The sequence below is a fragment of the Polaribacter aestuariivivens genome, from assembly GCF_005885675.1.
GTDB lineage: Bacteria > Bacteroidota > Bacteroidia > Flavobacteriales > Flavobacteriaceae > Polaribacter > Polaribacter aestuariivivens.
Window position 1 is genome coordinate 565,647 of the sequence record NZ_VANR01000001.1, and the last position, 18,837, is coordinate 584,483.

General features: G+C 29.0%; 21 protein-coding genes. 16 read left to right on the plus strand and 5 right to left on the minus strand.

Annotated features, from left to right (window positions below):
* Positions 1 to 105 precede the first annotated feature (105 nt).
* The 9 genes from FDT66_RS02510 to FDT66_RS02550 all read left to right on the plus strand — a co-directional run bounded on the left by FDT66_RS02510 (position 106) and on the right by FDT66_RS02550 (position 9,057).
* Positions 106 to 759 carry a thymidine kinase gene (locus tag FDT66_RS02510; RefSeq protein ID WP_138534569.1) on the plus strand — a complete coding sequence of 218 codons (654 nt, stop codon included), beginning with the start codon at positions 106 to 108 and terminating at the stop codon, positions 757 to 759.
* The gene (gene alr, locus FDT66_RS02515) at positions 756 to 1,856 is read left to right on the plus strand and encodes an alanine racemase (protein WP_138534570.1); all 1,101 of its coding nucleotides are present in this window, start codon (positions 756 to 758) and stop codon (positions 1,854 to 1,856) included. Before FDT66_RS02510 ends, alr begins: the two co-directional genes overlap by 4 nt.
* Positions 1,857 to 1,910: 54 nt before the next feature.
* Complete coding sequence (gene mscL / locus FDT66_RS02520) at positions 1,911 to 2,318, plus strand: large conductance mechanosensitive channel protein MscL (protein WP_138534711.1); 408 nt, start codon at positions 1,911 to 1,913, stop codon at positions 2,316 to 2,318.
* 175 nt (positions 2,319 to 2,493) lie between these two features.
* The gene (locus tag FDT66_RS02525) at positions 2,494 to 4,356 is read left to right on the plus strand and encodes a discoidin domain-containing protein (protein WP_138534571.1); all 1,863 of its coding nucleotides are present in this window, start codon (positions 2,494 to 2,496) and stop codon (positions 4,354 to 4,356) included.
* A gap of 159 nt (positions 4,357 to 4,515) precedes the next feature.
* Complete coding sequence (locus FDT66_RS02530) at positions 4,516 to 5,937, plus strand: discoidin domain-containing protein (protein WP_138534572.1); 1,422 nt, start codon at positions 4,516 to 4,518, stop codon at positions 5,935 to 5,937.
* A gap of 142 nt (positions 5,938 to 6,079) precedes the next feature.
* Positions 6,080 to 6,610 (plus strand): RNA polymerase sigma factor, encoded by a 531-nt coding sequence (locus tag FDT66_RS02535; protein ID WP_138534573.1) that lies wholly within the window; start codon positions 6,080 to 6,082, stop codon positions 6,608 to 6,610.
* 3 nt (positions 6,611 to 6,613) lie between these two features.
* Positions 6,614 to 7,375, plus strand: coding sequence for a HEAT repeat domain-containing protein (locus tag FDT66_RS02540; RefSeq protein ID WP_138534712.1), 762 nt, complete (start codon positions 6,614 to 6,616; stop codon positions 7,373 to 7,375).
* 12 nt (positions 7,376 to 7,387) lie between these two features.
* Complete coding sequence (locus tag FDT66_RS02545) at positions 7,388 to 8,182, plus strand: DUF4097 family beta strand repeat-containing protein (protein ID WP_138534574.1); 795 nt, start codon at positions 7,388 to 7,390, stop codon at positions 8,180 to 8,182.
* A gap of 125 nt (positions 8,183 to 8,307) precedes the next feature.
* Positions 8,308 to 9,057 (plus strand): DUF4097 family beta strand repeat-containing protein, encoded by a 750-nt coding sequence (locus tag FDT66_RS02550; RefSeq protein WP_138534575.1) that lies wholly within the window; start codon positions 8,308 to 8,310, stop codon positions 9,055 to 9,057.
* Positions 9,058 to 9,168: 111 nt separating this feature from the next.
* Here FDT66_RS02550 and aat read toward each other — a convergent pair whose 3' ends face one another.
* Complete coding sequence (gene aat / locus FDT66_RS02555) at positions 9,169 to 9,816, minus strand: leucyl/phenylalanyl-tRNA--protein transferase (RefSeq protein ID WP_138534576.1); 648 nt, start codon at positions 9,814 to 9,816, stop codon at positions 9,169 to 9,171.
* A gap of 120 nt (positions 9,817 to 9,936) precedes the next feature.
* Here aat and FDT66_RS02560 point away from each other — a divergent pair, with 120 nt between their 5' ends.
* On the plus strand, positions 9,937 to 10,566 hold the full coding sequence (locus FDT66_RS02560; RefSeq protein ID WP_138534577.1) for a YqaA family protein: 630 nt from the start codon (positions 9,937 to 9,939) through the stop codon (positions 10,564 to 10,566).
* 53 nt (positions 10,567 to 10,619) lie between these two features.
* Positions 10,620 to 10,865, plus strand: a complete 246-nt coding sequence (locus tag FDT66_RS02565) for a DUF1456 family protein (RefSeq protein ID WP_138534578.1) — start codon at positions 10,620 to 10,622, stop codon at positions 10,863 to 10,865.
* Between the two features lie 118 nt (positions 10,866 to 10,983).
* Here FDT66_RS02565 and FDT66_RS02570 read toward each other — a convergent pair whose 3' ends face one another.
* Positions 10,984 to 11,355: a DUF3127 domain-containing protein gene (locus FDT66_RS02570; RefSeq protein ID WP_138534579.1), complete on the minus strand. Its 372-nt coding sequence runs from the start codon at positions 11,353 to 11,355 to the stop codon at positions 10,984 to 10,986.
* A gap of 14 nt (positions 11,356 to 11,369) precedes the next feature.
* Positions 11,370 to 12,230 (minus strand): flavin reductase family protein, encoded by an 861-nt coding sequence (locus FDT66_RS02575; RefSeq protein WP_138534580.1) that lies wholly within the window; start codon positions 12,228 to 12,230, stop codon positions 11,370 to 11,372.
* Between the two features lie 78 nt (positions 12,231 to 12,308).
* Between FDT66_RS02575 and FDT66_RS02580 the strand changes: the two genes are divergently transcribed.
* Positions 12,309 to 13,460 carry a sensor histidine kinase gene (locus FDT66_RS02580; protein ID WP_138534581.1) on the plus strand — a complete coding sequence of 384 codons (1,152 nt, stop codon included), beginning with the start codon at positions 12,309 to 12,311 and terminating at the stop codon, positions 13,458 to 13,460.
* Between the two features lie 34 nt (positions 13,461 to 13,494).
* Here the strand turns inward: FDT66_RS02580 and FDT66_RS02585 are convergent, their stop codons facing one another.
* Both FDT66_RS02585 and greA read right to left on the minus strand, forming a co-directional pair.
* On the minus strand, positions 13,495 to 13,884 hold the full coding sequence (locus FDT66_RS02585; RefSeq protein ID WP_138534582.1) for an HIT family protein: 390 nt from the start codon (positions 13,882 to 13,884) through the stop codon (positions 13,495 to 13,497).
* A 114-nt stretch (positions 13,885 to 13,998) separates the two neighbouring features.
* On the minus strand, positions 13,999 to 14,472 hold the full coding sequence (gene greA, locus FDT66_RS02590; protein WP_138534583.1) for a transcription elongation factor GreA: 474 nt from the start codon (positions 14,470 to 14,472) through the stop codon (positions 13,999 to 14,001).
* 152 nt (positions 14,473 to 14,624) lie between these two features.
* Here greA and FDT66_RS02595 point away from each other — a divergent pair, with 152 nt between their 5' ends.
* Genes FDT66_RS02595 through FDT66_RS02610 form a run of 4 tightly spaced genes read left to right on the plus strand, consistent with a single transcriptional unit; the run spans position 14,625 to position 18,794 of the window.
* Complete coding sequence (locus FDT66_RS02595; protein ID WP_138534584.1) at positions 14,625 to 15,044, plus strand: Rieske (2Fe-2S) protein; 420 nt, start codon at positions 14,625 to 14,627, stop codon at positions 15,042 to 15,044.
* Between the two features lie 48 nt (positions 15,045 to 15,092).
* Positions 15,093 to 16,250 carry a 5-(carboxyamino)imidazole ribonucleotide synthase gene (locus FDT66_RS02600; protein ID WP_138534585.1) on the plus strand — a complete coding sequence of 386 codons (1,158 nt, stop codon included), beginning with the start codon at positions 15,093 to 15,095 and terminating at the stop codon, positions 16,248 to 16,250.
* A gap of 2 nt (positions 16,251 to 16,252) precedes the next feature.
* Positions 16,253 to 16,738, plus strand: a complete 486-nt coding sequence (gene purE / locus FDT66_RS02605; RefSeq protein ID WP_138534586.1) for a 5-(carboxyamino)imidazole ribonucleotide mutase — start codon at positions 16,253 to 16,255, stop codon at positions 16,736 to 16,738.
* A 40-nt stretch (positions 16,739 to 16,778) separates the two neighbouring features.
* Positions 16,779 to 18,794: a M3 family metallopeptidase gene (locus FDT66_RS02610; RefSeq protein WP_138534587.1), complete on the plus strand. Its 2,016-nt coding sequence runs from the start codon at positions 16,779 to 16,781 to the stop codon at positions 18,792 to 18,794.
* Positions 18,795 to 18,837: the final 43 nt, after the last annotated feature.

An 18,837-nucleotide genomic window follows, 5' to 3' on the forward strand; every position in this document is an offset into this window, starting at 1 on the left:
TGAAATGAATTCAGCATAAATTATTATTTACTCGTAAATATTCCTAAATTTGTTGAAACTCAAAGTAACGTAAAAATATAAAAATATAACGCTTAAAATTACAAAATGTTTCTTGAAAATACAGTAAATCATACAGAACAATTTGGTTGGATAGAGGTAATTTGTGGTTCTATGTTTTCTGGTAAGACAGAAGAGTTAATTAGACGTTTAAAACGTGCACAATTCGCAAAACAACGTGTAGAAATTTTTAAACCTGCAGTAGATACGCGTTATGATGAAGAGGAAGTGGTTTCGCATAATGATAATAGAATTCGTTCTACTCCTGTACCTGTTTCTTCTAATATCCGGCTTTTAGCAAACGACGTAGATGTTGTTGGTATTGACGAAGCTCAATTTTTTGATGATGAAATTGTAGCTGTTTGTAACGATTTGGCAAATAGAGGAATTCGTGTAATTGTAGCTGGTTTAGATATGGATTTTAAAGGAAATCCTTTTGGACCAATGCCAGCTTTAATGGCAACTGCAGAATACGTTACAAAAGTACATGCAGTTTGTACGCATACTGGAAATTTGGCACATTATAGTTTTAGAAAAGCCCAAAATGATAAAATCGTAATGTTGGGTGAAATGCAAGAATATGAACCTTTAAGTAGGGCAGCTTATTACAAAGCAATGCAAAAACAAAAAGAATCATCAGCTATTTTAAAAGATGCTAAAACCAATGCCAACGATACTCAAATAAATTCAGCATCAGAATGAATAACCATGTAACTGTTTTAGAAATTGATGGTAATGCTTTAGAGCATAACCTAAATTATTTCAAACAAAAACTGCAACCAACAACTAAAATTTTAGCAGTTGTAAAAGCTTTTGGTTATGGAAGTGATGGTGTGCAAGTTGCTAAATTTTTAGAAAATAAAGTAGATTATTTTGCGGTTGCTTACGCTCATGAAGGCATTGCTTTACGTGAAGCTGATGTAAAAACTCCTATTTTGGTTTTACATCCACACATCCAAAATTTACAAGATATTGTTAATTATAGGTTAGAACCGAATTTGTATAATTTTCAAATTTTTGAAGCTTTCTTAAAATTGGCAGACGAAGCTCCATTAATGAATTATCCAATTCATATTAAATTTAATACGGGTTTAAACAGATTGGGATTTTGGCATACAGATATTCCTAAAATTATTTCTGAATTAAAAGAAACCAATCACGTTAAAGTGCAATCATTATTTTCTCATTTAGCAGCAAGTGAAGATTTAGAAGAGCAAGATTTTACCATCAGTCAAATTAACAATTTTGCATACATCGCAAAACAATTTTACCAACATTTAGGATATGAACCAATGCTACATATTTTAAATACTTCTGGTGTAGTAAACTTTTCAAAAGCACAATTTGATATGGTTAGAATTGGTATTGGCTTGTACGGTTTTGGAAATGATGATAAAGAAACTGAACAACTTAAAAACACACATAACTTAAAATCTATCATTTCTCAAATTCACATAATTAAACCTGGAGAAACAGTTGGTTACAATAGAGCTTTTGTAGCAAAAAGAACTACGAAAACAGCCACAATTCCTATAGGTCATGCAGATGGTTTGTCAAGAAAATTAGGCAATAAAAAAGGCTATGTGCTCATAAATAATCAAAAAGCACCTATTATTGGAAACGTTTGTATGGATATGATTATGGTAAACATTACCAAGATACAATGTAATGAAGGTGATGAAGTAATTGTTTTTAATCATCAAAATATGATACAACACATTGCCAACGTTTCTGAAACTATTGTATATGAAACTTTAACTGCAATATCTTCACGTGTTAATAAAATGTTAAAGCAATAGTTTTTTTTACTATTTTAGCGTTATTAACTAATTAAAAAATAGAATAAAATGGGAATGCTTAAAGAATTTAAAGACTTTGCAATGAAAGGGAACCTTGTAGACATTGCAGTAGGTTTTGTTATGGGTGCTGCTTTCAAACAGGTAGTTACTTCTTTTACTGGAGGAATTGTTTCTCCACTAATTGGCTTAATTTTTAATGCTGATTTTAAAGATTTAAAATATATCGTAAAAGAGGGTGTTGTAGATGATACAGGAAAAGTTGTAGGTGAAGTCGCTGTTTTATATGGAGATTTCTTAACCAATGTAATAGACTTTATTATTGTGGCTTTTGTTATGTTTATGATCGTAAAAGGATTAAAAAATATGAAGAAAAAAGAAGAGCCTGCTCCAGAAGCTCCAAAAGGACCAAGTCAAGAAGAATTACTTGAGCAAATTAGAGATTTGTTAGCAAAACAAAAATAAATACTATCAAATTATAAATTACAAACCTGAGCATTTGCTCAGGTTTTTTTTATGGGTTATTTCTAATTATTAAAAATAATTTTAAAACAACTATTATATGTACATAGAAACGAAAGTTTCATCCATATTATAAATTACTTATTGTAATATCTTAGAAAAATAAAAATAACAAAACATGAAAAACAATCATTTTATTTTGGTGACATTATTTTTTTTAGCATTTAGTTATGGATATTCTCAAGTTAATTCTATTAAAAATGGAATAATTTGGCGTGACACAAATGGAAATAGAGTTCAAGCAAATGGTGGTAATATTATTAAGCATAATAATATGTTTTACATGATTGGTGAAGATTATTCTTTCTCTCAAAACGGATATTTAGGTATTAATTTGTATGCCTCTCCAGATTTAATGAACTGGGAATTCAAAAATAAAATTATAGACCGTAATACAAATCCAGATATTAATGCAGGAATTCGTTTTACAGAACGACCAGGTTTACTATACAATGCCAGCACAAACCAGTTTGTTATTTGGGCACATTATGAAGGTTCAGGTTATACTGTTAGAGAAGCTGCCGTATTTTACAGCAACACAATAGATGGAAAATATACATTTCATAAATCTTTTAAACCTTTTGGAAATGAATCTTTAGATTCTAATGTTTTTCAAGAAGGTAACTCAGCATATTTTATTTCGGAAGACAGAGCAAGCGGAAATTTAAAACTTTATAAATTAACTGATGATTATCTTGATGTAGCTGAAATCACTGCGGTTATTACAAATAATGGAGCTTTAAAAGAAGGTCCAATATTATTTAAAAAAAACAATTTATATTACATCATGTGCTCTGGATTAACTGGATGGACTCCTAACCAAGGAACCTACACAACTTCTAATTCATTAACAAGTGGATGGACAAATTGGCAAAATTTTGGAGGTAAAATCACCTATGACACTCAACCTACAGCTATATTTTCAGTTCCAGGAACAAGCGACACATCATTTTATTATGTTGGAGATCGTTGGCAGGATCCAGGAAATGCCTCTGCAAAAAACATCATTTCTCCTCTTATTTTAAACACAAATAACAAAACCTTATCTTTAAAATACGTTCATGAATTCACAATAAATCAAAATACAGGATTATGGAGTCTTTATGATGGCAATACTTATGTTCCTCAAAACGATTGGCAATTGGTTTCAACTTCAAGTGAACACCCAAACTTTTTAGCTAAAAATGCTTTTGATGGTGATGAAAACACCATTTGGCATACAAATTGGAACAGTAGTACAGCTACTTTACCACATGAAATAATTATTGATCTAAAGGATAAATATGAAATAACAGGCTTTGTTTACATACCTAGATTAGACAATGATTTTAATGGTATTATTAGAAACTTTGAGTTATATTTTAGTAAAAATGGTATTGATTGGAATATGCCTGTTGCTGCAGGTTCATTAAGTTATTGGAGTGAAGTAAACTTTCAAAAAACTTCTGCTAATTTTGTAAAACTAATAGCAAGATCTGAAATAATGAACAATGTAAATTTTACATCAGCTGCAGAAATTAAATTAATGACAAATCAAACTCCCGTCTCTAAAAATGAAATTATACCTTATTACAATATAAACAATACTGGTTGGAAAACAGGATTGCAAATAGATATTGAAGAAGGAAGCAATCTTGTTATTGGACCTCAAGCAAATATTTATGGTTCTTATAGCTGGAGTGGACCAAATGGTTTTTATAGTACAAATAGAACACTTAATTTCAATCAAATTACAAATACCGATTTTGGTAAATATCAATTCAATTATTTAGATGACGAGTCGATTTTTCAAAGTAAAATTTTTGAAATAAATTCAAAAACATTAACCACAAAAAATTTTACTGAAAATTCTAATAAAATATCTTTATATCCAAATCCTACATCTAAAAAATTACATATTGCAAATGCAAAAAAGAGTACGTCTTACAGTGTATATGACTTTTCTGGTAGAGAAATCATAAAAATACAGGACAAATTATAGATATTTCTAACTTATCTAATGGACATTACTTTGTTTTAATAAACAACAAGGCATATAATTTTATCAAAAAATAAAAAATTTAATTTACATGAGCACAAAACTTTTATCCATATAAAAAATAAATTTTTAAAATAACTTACATTGATTAATATTTAAAAAATGAAAAAAATCAGTTTTAGCCTCATAGTATTATTTTTTTTAGGATTAAGTACAATACAATCTCAAAATAAATCTATAAAAAACGGTGTTAAATGGGTAGATACAAATGGTAATAAAGTTCACGCAAATGGAGGTAATATTATTAATCATAATGGCATTTATTATATAATTGGCGAAGACTATTCTTATTCAAAAACTGGCTATCAAGGAGTAAATTTATATGCATCAAAAGATTTGATAAACTGGGAGTTTAAAAACAAAATTATAGACAGAAACACGAATCCAGATATTAAAAACGGAACTCGCTTTACAGAAAGATCTAGTTTATTATTTAATCCAAATACAAATCAATTTGTTATTTGGGCACATTATGAAGATAAAAAATATAAAACCAGAGAAGCCGCTATTTTTTATAGCAATACTATAGATGGTAAATATACTTTTCATAAATCTTTAAAACCATTTGGTAACGATTCTTTAGATTGCAATGTTTTTAGAGATGGTAACGAGGCTTATTTTATTTCTGAAGATAGAAATGCGGGAGATTTAAAACTTTATAAATTATCTGCCGATTTTTTAGATGTAGTAGAAGTTACTGCTTCTATTGTTAATAATGGAACTTACAAAGAAGCTCCAGTAATTTTTAAAAAAAATGATACTTATTTTTTACTCGCATCAGAATTAACAGGTTGGAATCCAAACCAAGGATCTTACACCTATTCAAACTCACTAAAAAAAGGTTGGGCAAACTGGAAAAAGTTTGGAGGCAAAATAACTTATGATACACAACCAACTGCTGTAATTACAATTAATGGGATTAAAGAAACCTCATTTTATTATGTAGGCGATCGATGGCAAGATCCAAGCAATTCACTCGCAAAAAATATTATTTGTCCACTGTATGTAAATACAACAAACAAAACCATATCATTAAAATATGTTCCAGAATTTACCATTAATCAAAAAACTGGTTCTTGGAAAATTTATGATGAGAGCATATACATACCTCAAGATAATTGGAAACTAGTTGCTGTTTCTAGTGAAGCTAAAAATTTTCCTGCCACAAATGCTTTTGATAATGATACAAATACTATTTGGCACTCTAACTGGTTAAAAAAATCAGACTCGTTTCCTTATGAAATAATAATTGATTTAGGTAAAAAATACGATGTAACTGGTTTTGTTTACATACCAAGATTAGATGATGAGTTTTATGGAATCATTAGAAATTTTGAATTGTACCTAAGTGAAGATGGTAATAACTGGGGAAATCCAGTTGCAGCAGAAGCGTTAAGTTATTGGAGTAAAATACTTTTTAAAAAAACGACTGCAAAATTTATAAAATTCGTGGCAAAATCAGAAATTATGAACAACGCTAATTCTGCATCTATTGCTGAAATTAAACTAATTACAAGTAATTAATATCATAATAAACATAAAAATAGATAACAAAATCTTGAACAATAGTTCAAGATTTTTTTTTGATTAAAAAAAAATAAATAAAAAATGTAACCTTTTTGTAAATTGAAGGTTTTAATAATAGAAACCAACCAAAAACCAACCCTTGAAACATTTAACTGACGAGGAAATAATGTTACAAATTGCAGATGGACAATTACAATTATTATCCATTCTGTTTGATAGATATCATGTACGTATTTATAACTATTTTAATAAAATGGTGCATAATAAAATGGTTAGTGAAGATTTGACACAAGATGTTTTTTTAAAAATAATAAAGTATAAAACATCTTATAAAAACGGAAATTTCGCAGCTTGGATTTATACGATTGCAAGAAACATTTTTTCAAGTTATTATCAAAGAGTAAAAAAAGAAAGATCGAATGAAATAAATGACGATTTATTAGCTTCTGAAGAAACAACAGTTTCCGAAAGCAAACAAGAAGAATTAGATCATTTACAAAAAGCATTATTAAAGCTCAAAAGATCTGAAAGAGAGTTAATTGTAATGCATCGTTTTCAAGAAATAAAATATGAGCAAATTGCTCAAATTATAGGTAGTAGCGAAAATGCTGTAAAAGTTAAAACACATAGGGCATTAAAAAAATTAAAAGAAATTTATTTTCAAGCATAACATATGAAATGTAATCACATTCAAAATAAACTTATAGGATTTTTAGAAAATTCTTTATCAGAAGTTGCAAATTCTGAAGTAAAAGAACACCTAAAATCTTGTACGAATTGTAACAAAGAGTTAGAAGATGTAAAATCGTTTTTAAATATTCTAGACAACCAAAAAACAGAAATACCTTCTAATAACTTACGTGACAATTTTAATAAGATGCTGGCCAGTGAAATGGCAAATGCATCACCAAAAGTAATACCATTAAAACCACAACAAGATTGGAAATCTTACTTAAAAGTAGCTGCAAGTATTGTTATTGTTATCGGCGCTTTTTTGTTTGGCAAACATCAATCTAACATTACCAAAATAGCAAGTGTAAAAAATGAACATAAAGAACAAGTTTTGGCACTTTTAGAAAACACTTCTGCAAGTAAAAGAATTTTAGCTGTTACAAACGCAGAAGAATTTACTAAAAAAGACACCAAAATAATTGAAGCATTAATAAACCGTTTATTTTTTGATAAAAATGCAAATGTACGTTCAGCTGCAGCAGAAACATTGGCAAAATTTTCATCAGAAATTATCGTAAGAGATGCCTTAATTAAAGCTTTAGAAACAGATAAAAACACTACTGTTCAAATAGAATTGATTCAAATTTTAGCTAAAATTCAAGAAAAAAGAGCCATAGAATCAATGAAAAAATTATTAGAAAACGAGGAAACACCTCAGTATGTAAAACAACAAGTCGAATTAAATTTACCAAGTTTATTATAAAATTAAGAAATCATGAAAAAAATATTAATCCTATTATTATTTGTTACAAGTATTGTATCCGCTCAAAAAAAAGAATTCAAATACTCTTTATCTGGCATTAAGAAAATAGTATTAGAAAGTGGAACAAGAATTGTGTTAACAGCTGGAAACACAACAGAGTTAGTACTTTCAGACAATGCCAACAACCATAAAACATATGAAAGAGATGAGCATAAAGAAAAATTAAAAGAAGATAAAAGAAAAGGGTTAACTGCCATTTATCCTGGAGGAAAAGACAATACAGATGGTTTTGGTTTTTCCATTACAAAAGAAGGAAATGTATTGTATGTTACAGATTTAAAATCTACTTACCAAAGACATGGCATTAAGCTAGTTCTGCCAAAAACTATGAATATATCAGCAAATGCAGGTACTTTAGGATCAATTTCTTTAGAAGGTTTCACTGGCGAAGTTGAAGTTGCTACGAATGTAGGTCGTATAGAAATGAAAAACGTAACTGGCCCAATTACAGCAAATACAAGTGTTGGAAAAATTGATATTGATTTTGATAAAGTAAGCCAAACTTCACCTATAACTATTAGCTCTTCAGTTTCTGAAATTGATGTTGCATTACCTGCAGACACTAAAGCAGATATAGAGTTAAGAACACAAGGAACAGTTTACACAAATTTTGATTTTGACATACCTACCAAAAAAGGAATGCCAAATGTAAGTGGTAGAAAAACCATTAATAGTAAGTTAAATAATGGAGGTGTAAAAATTTATATTAAATCTTCAATGGGTAATATTTACTTAAGAAAAAAGTAATCATGTCATTTTAACCTTGTGGAGAAATCTCAAAAAACAGTTTTAACAGTTTAAGGTTTTAGACTCCACATTGTTTTATTAGAAATGACAACTTAAAATAATTCACAAAATTTAAATCACTAAAAATGAAAAGTTTACTCTTATTCATAGGATTGTTATTTACTTTTAACAACCTAACAGCACAAAAAAAAGTAACAGAAAACACAAAAAGCGAAAACATTAAAAACGTTTATGTGAATCTAAAATTTGCCAACAATATTGTTGTAAAAAATTGGAATAAAAATGAAATATCTGTAGAAGCAACTGTAAATATAGATGACAATAAACACAATGATTATTTTAATTTTAAAGCCGATAAAATTGGCGAGAAATATAAAATAAGTTCAGATTATGGAGATTATTTTAAAAAATACAGAAGTTATTATTCTCATTCGCACAAAAAAGATGAAGAAAATGAAAAAGACAAAGAAGATGAAGATGATTGCCACAAACATCAACACTCTAACATTGTAAATTATGTGATTTACGTTCCAAAAAACATGGAATTAAAAATAAAAAGTATTTCTGGAAGTGTGGAAGCACAAAATTATGTGGGTCAATTAAATTTAGATTTAATTAGTGGTAACATTACAGTAAAAAAACACTCTAAAAACATGTATTTAAAAACCATTAGTGGTGATATAGATATTTATGTTTCTGACGCAAAATTTGAAGCAAAAACTTTAAGTGGTGCTATTTATTCTGATTTAGAAATTGATTTTGATAAAAACAAAAAAAGTGGCTACGGATCTAAAATTGTTGCCACCATTAATAAAGGAACTTCTTCTTTAAAATTAAATACCATTAGTGGCGATATTTTTCTTCGAAAAATTTAAAAAATTGTATTTTAAATTAATTATTAACTACCATTTCCTTTTGAAAATGGTAGTTTTTGTTTGGTTTGTATCCAAACCTAAAAAACAATATATATATAAACGATAAAAAAACTACCCTTTTAATATCTCCAAAAACAAATCTCTATCTACTTCTCTTGCACCTAAACTTGCTAAGTGTTCATTATAAACCTGACAATCTATTAATTTGTAATTTTTATTTTTAGCTAAATGTATAAACGCTAGTTTAGATGCGTTTGATACTTTACTAAACATACTTTCACCACAAAAAATATTATTAATTTCCAAACCATATAAACCGCCAACTAACTTTCTTTCAGATTGAGTGCAGTCCAAGTTTTGCCAAACTTCAATAGATTTTGCAATTCCTTTTTTATGTAAGTTAATGTAAGCTTGCTCCATATCATCTGTAATCCAAGTGCCAAAACCATCTTTTCTTTCAATATTTTTACAGTTGTAAATTACCTCTTTAAAAGCTGTGTTTTCAGTAATTGTAAATTCATTTTTATTTATGATTTTTCGCATCGATTTAGATACTTTTATTTCATCTGGAAACAACACCATTCTTTCAAACGGACAATACCACACAATAGGATCATCTTCAGAAAACCAAGGAAAAATTCCGTTTTTATAAGCATGAATTAATCTTTTTTCAGATAAATCTCCACCCAAGGCTATAATACCGTGTTCAGAAGTATATTTGTAATCAGGAAATTCAATTTTATCAGAAAGCCAAATCATAAAAAAGAAATAATTTATAGCAAATTTACTGTTTTCTTAAAAAATCGTTAATCTAAAAATCTGTTATCTTTTATCTATAATTTGTGCTATTTTTGTAAATTCACAAAAACAGTTTTTTAATTGGAAAAAAAGAGAAAAAGAAAAAAGAAAAAAACAGCTTTTATAGGTAAAAGACTCCATAATTATTATGGTAGAACTGGCTTTTATGTATTTGTTTGGGAAAGTGTAAAAAAAGCATTTTTACCAATAGTTTTAGTAGTTGTAGCTGTATTTCTTTTTAATAAATATGTGTATGATATTAATGAGGGTTTAGAAACAATAACCGAAACTTTTTCTAAAACTGGTATATTAATCACTTTCTTTATTTCTGAAACATTGTTGGGTTTAATTCCGCCAGAAATATTTATAGCTTGGTCTGGAAAAACAGAAAACCCTATTTTAAATTTATCACTTTTAGCAACACTTTCATATGCTGGTGGCTTGGTGTCTTATTTTATTGGGCAAACTGCTTTAAAAATTAAATCTGTAAAAGAGTATTTAGAGGTAAAAATGGCTGCCAATTTAAAAAACACTCGCAAATGGGGAGGTTTTTTAATTCTAGTAGGTGCTTTATTACCATTGCCTTTTTCCATTGCTTGTTTAGCTGCTGGTATGATTAAGTATCCTTTTAAAAATGTGGTATTTTTTGGCTTGTTTCGTTTTGCGAGATTTGCAGCGTATGCTTGGGCTATTTTTCAAGTAGTAGATTAATTTTACATCTATTACCAACTTAAAATTAAAGCTAAAAAACTTACATTTGCACTATGGGATTAACAAATAACGATATTTTTAAAAAACTAAGAGTTGCTCACAAATTACGTGATACAGATATTATTGAAATTTGTGCTTTGGTAGATTTTAAAGTAACCAAGGGTGAATTAGGTGCAATATTTAGAGCAGAAGATCATCCAAAATATGTAGAATGTGGAGATCAATTTTTACGAAACTTTTTAAATGGTTTGGTAATTCATATGCGAGGACCTTTACCAAAGAAAGAAGCTAAAAAATAATATTTTTACTTTCTTAAAAAGAGAATAATTTATTAAAAAAAAGAGAGCGTTTATAACCAAACGCTCTCTTTTTTATTTTTATCTAAAAACTAACTTTCTAGAAAGTTTAAATTATTTACTAAAATGGTAAATCATCTGGCTCTTCATCAGAAACACTACTTGCTTCTTTAAATTGATCTACTGGAGGTAAATTACCTTGATTTGTTGCACCTTGTGACAAGTTTTCAATTCTCCAACCTTGTACAGAATTAAAGTATTTTGCTTCTCCTTGAGGATTAATCCACTCTCTACCACGTAAGTTAATAGACACTTTTACATCTTGTCCAACACTATAATTATTTAATAAATCGCATTTGTCTTGTACAAATTCAATCATAATCATTTGTGGGTATTGCTCATCAGTAGTAACTACTAATTCTCTTTTTCTAAAACCGTTAGAACCAAAAGTTTGAACGTCTCCAATTAACTTTATTTTACCAATAACTTCCATAATATAACACTTAACTATTTAATTAAAAGCACTTTCCAAGCACTTTCTACATCATTTTCTTTTAAAAACTCTTGGGCAAATGTATGTTTTTTTACGGTTTCTAACCCAATAAATTGCGGATGTTCTTTTGCAAAGTTATCAACAGTTTCTTTATTTGGAAGTTCTTCAATGTTTCCTAACATTCCTAAATTATTTCCTGTTAAAATAGTACTGTTTCTAATTTCCGAAGAAATTGAATCTACACCAATTCCTAAGGTTGATACTGGTTTTGGAATTTCAAAAAAACCATCTCTTGCTCTGGAATAATAACTACCTCCTGCTCTAGCAACCAAATCTATCTTATGCTGATCTATAGCTCCACTTTCATCCAAAACATTTTCAGCAATGTGAATTTTTAAAACCTCACATACAATTAAATTTCCTGCTCCACCTTCATCTCCAGTAAAAATAACATCATTTACTTTACACTCAAATTGCACAGGAGATTCTGCCACTCTAAAAGGTTTTATAGTATCTGATTTTAGCATTGTAAAACCAGCTTTTTCAAACTCATTTACACCTTGAGGATATTCTGTAGAGCTTAAAGACATTTGTTGAACAATATCATAATTTACCACATTTATAACTACTTCTTTTGTTGCCATTGCATTTTCTAAGGTATGTTTTGTAGTATTGTCACGAACTCTTCTTGCTGGCGAAAATATCATTATTGGTGGGTTTGAACCAAATACATTAAAAAAGCTAAATGGCGATAAATTTGGGTTTCCATCCACATCAATTGTACTTGCAAATGCAATGGGTCTTGGTGCAACTGCACCTAATAAATAACCATGTAATTTTCCGGTAGAAATTTCTTTAGGATCTATTGTAAGCATTGTAAAATATTTTGTCTTGTAAAGATACTATCAAAAATACAAATGAGTTATATAGTGGAAACCTTTATATTTGTTTTTATGAATTTTCTAACAAACACACTTTTATTTAAAAGAATTGCTGTTTTAGTTTCTTTGGTGATCGTTTCATTAATATTATGGAATACTTATATATTTTTTCAAAATTTTAAACAAGAAGAACGCTCTAAAATGGAAATTTTTGGGGCTGCAATTAAAGAATTTGCTACAAACCCCAATTTAAATGACAATTTTTTTATTGAAGGAATGATTATTGAAAACAACACAAATATTCCTTCAATTTTGGTTGATGAAAATGAAGAAATTTCTTCTTGGCAAAATTTAGATTCTATAAAGGCACAAAATCCTGAGTATCTCAAAGAACAATTAGAAAAAATGAAGAGTGAAAACAATCCTATTGTTATAAACTTTTCAGAAAATAAAACAAATAAAGTTTATTACAGAGACTCTGATTTGTTAAACAAACTCACCTATTATCCTTTAGCTTTAATTTTAATTCTTATTTTATTTTTAAGTGTAATTTACTTGTTTTACAGCTCTAATAAAGCTTCTGAAACCAATAAGTTATGGACAGGAATGGCAAAGGAAACTGCACATCAAATAGGTACTCCTTTGTCTTCTTTATTAGGTTGGATTGCCATTTTAAAGATGGAAAAAATTGATGATAAATATGTGGAAGAAATTGAGAAAGATGTAAATAGGTTAAATACTATTGCAAACAGATTTTCTAAAATTGGCTCCATTCCAGAATTAAAAAAACAAAACATTGTTGCAGTTACCAAAACTGCGTATGATTATTTAGAATCTCGAAGTTCGAAACAAATAACTTTTTCATTTGCTACCTCAGATGAAAAATTATACGCAAATTTAAATACAGAATTGTTTGGCTGGGTAATAGAAAATCTCATTAAAAATGCCATAGATGCAATGCAAAAAGAAGGTTCTTTACATATAAAAATAGCAGAGTTACCAAAAAAAATAAAAATTACTTTTTCTGATACAGGAAAAGGTATGCCAAAAAAATTATTCAAACAAATTTTTAAACCTGGTTTTACTACTAAAAAAAGAGGTTGGGGCTTGGGTTTATCACTTTCTAAACGAATTGTAGAAGATTATCACAAAGGAAAAATATTTGTGCAAAAATCAGAAATTGGAAAAGGAACTACTTTTCAAATTTTGTTGGATAAGGTTTAGTGCTATTTAGTTTCTGATACATATGAAATTCAAATTACTCGAATTTATCAGCTATTGCTTTTGCCAAATTTACAAACTCACTTTCGGTTAACTTTACTTTTTTAGCAAATTGGATATCTGCCATTTCATTTAAAGGAATTAAATGCACATGCACATGAGGTACTTCCAAACCAATTACACTCATTCCAACTCTTTTACAAGGAATCGCCTTTTCAATAGCTTTTGCAACATCGTAAGAGAAATCCATTAGGTTTTTATACTCATCTTTAGATAAATCAAAAATTTTATTTTCTTCCTTTTTTGGAACTACTAACGTGTGTCCTTTTGCATTTGGGTTGATATCTAAAAAAGCAAAAAAATCGTTATTTTCTGCAACTTTATAACTTGGAATTTCCCCAGTAATTATTTTTGTAAATATGCTCATGCGTAATTTTTTAGATGTTCGTTTTTAGTTTGAGTACTAAGATAAAAAGAAATCGGATTTTGATGTGCTCAAAATCCGATTTTATAAAATTTAGTTTCCAAGTTGTCTAATTCATTATCTCGAAATTTCTACAATTTCAAATTTCATAATTCCACTTGGAACTTGTATTTCTGCAATTTCGCCTACTTTTTTACCTAACAAGCCCTTTCCTATTGGGGAGTTTACTGATAATTTTCCATTTCTAACATCAGTTTCAGAATCTGCAACCAACCTGTATTTAAACTCCATTCCATTTGTAGTATTTTTTATTACTACGTTAGAGTGAATTAAAATCTTAGAGGTATCTAATTGACTTTCATCTAAAATACGTGCGTTAGATATTACATTTTTTAATTTTGCAATCTTAAATTCTAAATGCGATTGTTCTTCTTTTGCTGCATGATACTCTGCATTTTCACTCAAATCACCTTTATCTCTAGCATCTGCAATTTCTTGTGTAACCCTTGGTCTTTCTACCTGTTCTAAATGAACCAGTTCTTCCTTTAGTTTTTTTAGTCCTTCAGGAGAATAATATGATATTTCACTCATGGTATTTTATTTTAAAATTCAATAACTTTTTCTAACAATTACCCTTCTTGGGTTAAATTTAAAAATCCCATTACCTTCACAGGAATGAGATTATAACAAATGTACAAAATATTTGTAACTTGCCATCGTTTTTAAAGTATCAACAAAATTATATGTTTAAAAAAATAATTTTTTATATCTCATTTTTAGCATTATTAAATTGCTCTGAAAACTCACAATTGGCTAATTGTTTGCAAAGTTTTCCGGTAAATATTACTACCGATTTAAATAATCCGCAGTTAATTAATGCACAAACTCCTGGTGGTTTTGCAAATCTTACTGGTGGTGCAAAAGGTATTTTATTATTTAATGTAAATGGAAACACTTTTGTTGCTTTTGATAAAATTTGCCCAAATACAGATTGCAACTCACCTATGACTTTTGAAAGAGGATTGGTTTTAAAATGTAGTTGTGATGAGAGTGAATACAGCGTACATTTTGGTGGTTCTCCGCAAACAGATGGAGCAGAATGTCCTGCAAGAGAATATCGTGTTACAAAAATTGGTTCTGTAATTCGAATCAGTAATTTTTAGCGAATGTGATTTGAGTTGTGTATTTTTGCTAAAACAACAATTTTACACGTGAAAAACTATTTCTCTTCAGATTTTAAATTAGGCGTTCTTGGTGGTGGACAACTAGGAAGAATGCTTTTGGCAGAAACTCAAAAATTTGACATCCATACATCTATTTTAGACAATAACAAAAATGCACCTTGTGCAGCAATTTGCAACAAGTTTGTTGTTGGAGATTTATTAGATTTTGATGCAGTTTACAACTTCGGAAAAACAGTTGATTTATTAACCATAGAAATTGAAAATGTAAATTTAGATGCGTTAGATAAATTAGAAGACGAAGGTTTAACTATTTATCCGAAACCAAAACATTTACGCACTATTCAAAGTAAAGCAAGACAGAAAAATTTTTATGTAGATCATCAAATTCCTACAGCTGAATTTTCTCACTACGCATACTTAGAAGAATTAAAACATTCTTACGAAAATAATATTATTAATTTTCCTTTCGTGTGGAAAGCTGCACGTTTTGGTTATGATGGAAATGGGGTAAAAATTGTTAGAAATTTTGAAGACTTAAAATCATTACCAAATGTAGAGTGTATAACCGAAAAACTCATTCCTTTTAAAAACGAGTTAGCTGTAATTGTTGCAAGAAATGCCAATGGTAAAACTACAACATATCCTGTTGTAGAAATGGAATTTCATCCAGAAGCTAACCAAGTAGAATATGTTATTTGTCCTGCAAGAATAGATTTTAAAGTTGCAGAAAAAGCACGCGAATTAGCTTTAAAAGTAGTTAGCGAATTAGACTTTATTGGTTTGTTAGCTGTAGAAATGTTTCAAACTACAGATGATAAAATTTTAGTAAACGAAGTTGCTCCAAGACCTCATAATTCTGGACATTATTCAATTGAAGCAAGTTACACCAACCAATTTGAACAACATTTAAGAAGTATTTTAAATCTTCCTTTAGGAAATACAGAAAGTAAAGTTGCAGGAATTATGGTAAATTTAGTAGGTGCTGAAGGTTTTTCTGGAGAAGTTGTTTACGAAAATATCGAAGAAATTTTAAAAATTGATGGAGTGACACCTCATATATATGGAAAAAAAGAAACACGCCCTTTCAGGAAAATGGGTCATGTAACTATTGTTGATGAAAACATAGAAAAAGCAAGAGAAATTGCACAAAAAGTAAAAGAAACAATTAGAGTAATAAGTAAATAATTATGGTAGGTATAATAATGGGAAGCGATTCAGATCTTCCAATAATGCAAGAAGCAATAGACATTTTAGAAAGTTTTGACATTCAAATTGAAGTAGATATTGTTTCTGCTCACAGAACTCCAGAAAAATTAGTTGAATATTCTAAAAATGCACATTTACGAGGCATAAAAGTAATTATTGCTGGTGCTGGAGGTGCTGCACATTTACCAGGAATGGTAGCTTCTATGAGTCCTTTACCAATTATTGGTGTTCCTGTAAAAAGTAGAAATTCTATTGATGGTTGGGATTCTGTATTATCAATTTTACAAATGCCAGGTGGCGTTCCAGTTGCTACTGTTGCCTTAGATGGCGCAAAAAACGCAGGTATTTTGGCTGCACAAATAATTGGAGCTTCAGACAAATGTGTGTTAGATAAAATTATCGCTTACAAAGAAGGCTTAAAAATAAAAGTTGAGCAAGCTTCAAAAAGAGTAAAAAATAGTTTTTAAAACAAATAAACCCTTTAAAATTAGATAATTTACGATTTTTATGAACCCACTTTTACAAGAATTTAATACAGCTCCTTTTTCAAAAATTGAAACAAGTCATTACAAACCAGCTATAAAAAAAGCCATAGAAATTGCAAAAGAGGAAATACAAACAATTGTAGAAAATTCAGAAAGTCCAACTTTCGAAAACACTACAGTTGCTTTAGATTTCACAGGCGAAAAATTAAACAGAATTACCAGTATTTTTTTTAATTTAAATTCCGCTGAAACGAATGACAAGATTCAAAAAATAGCACAAGAAGTTTCTCCTTGGTTAAGTGAATTTAGAAATGACATTACTTTAAATGAAGCTTTATTTAAAAAAGTAAAAGAAGTTTTTAATAGTAAAGAAAAATTAGCCTTAACTCCAGAACAAGAAATGTTACTGGAAAAACAATACAAAGGTTTTGCAAGAAATGGAGCAAATTTAAATGAAGAAGATAAAAGTGAATTAAGAAAAATAGATACACAACTATCTAAACTATCTCTACAATTTGGTGAAAATGTTTTGGCAGAAACCAATGCTTTTGAAATGCACTTAACCAATGAGAAAGATGTTTCAGGTTTACCAGAATCTGCAAAAGAAGCTGCAAAACAATTGGCCAATGAAAAAGGGAAAAAAGGTTGGATTTTCACGTTAGATTACCCAAGTTACATTCCTTTTATGACATATGCAGACAATAGAGAATTGCGTAAAAAACTAGCCATTGCTGCAGGTAAAAAAGGTTTTCAAAAAAATAAAAACAACAACGAACAAATTGTTTTAGACATTGTACGTTTACGTCACAAAAGAGCTAATTTATTAGGATATAAAACACATGCTCATTTTGTTTTAGAAGAACGTATGGCAGAAACTCCAGAAAAAGTGATTGATTTTTCGAATGAATTATTGGAAAAAGCAAAACCTGCTGCTAAAAAAGAATTTAAAAATTTAGAAAAATACGCTAAAAAATTAGACGGAATAGATCAACTTCAAAAATGGGATGGAGCATATTATTCAGAAAAATTAAAAAAAGAAATTTTTGATTTAGATCAAGAAATTTTAAAACCCTATTTTAAATTAGAAAATGTAATTGATGGTGTTTTTGAAATTGCAAATCGCTTGTATGACTTAAAATTTGAAGAAGTTGCGAACATTGACAAATATCATGAAGACGTAAAAACTTACAATGTAACTGACACTAATGGTAATTTTATAGCGGTTTTTTATGCCGATTTTCATCCGAGAAAAGGAAAACGTAATGGCGCGTGGATGACAAGCTACAAACCACAACAAATTAAAAACGGAATAAACGAAAGACCACACGTTTCTATTGTTTGTAATTTCACAAAACCAACACCTACAAAACCATCACTTTTAACTTTTAATGAAGTTACAACTTTGTTTCACGAGTTCGGTCACGCTTTACACGGAATGTTAGCCAATACAACTTACAATAGTTTGTCTGGAACTTCAGTTTCTTGGGATTTTGTGGAATTACCAAGTCAGGTTTTAGAAAACTGGTGTTACGAAAAAGAAGCGTTAGAATTGTTTGCGAAACATTACAAAACTGGAGAAATTATTCCAATGAAATACGTAGAGAAAATTAAAGAATCTGCTAGTTTTCATGAAGGAATGCAAACATTACGTCAATTAAGTTTTGGTTTGTTAGACATGAGTTGGCATTCTCAAAATCCTTCAGAAATTAAAAGCGTAAAAGATTTTGAAAACGAAGCTTTTACAGATACAAAACTATATCCAGATGTTGCAGAAAATGTAATGAGTACTGCTTTTTCTCATATTTTTCAAGGTGGATATTCTGCTGGTTATTATTCTTACAAATGGGCAGAAGTTTTAGATGCAGATGCTTTTGAATACTTTTTAGAAAAAGGAATATTTAATAAAGAAGTTGCTTCTAAATTCAAAGAAAACGTACTTTCAAAAGGAGGAACAGAAAAGCCAATGATTTTGTACAAACGTTTTCGAGGAAAAGAACCCAAACCAGAGGCACTTTTAAAAAGAGCAGGTTTAATCTAATACTTCTTTTGAGGTTATTTTTATTATCATAAGAAACTTTTTA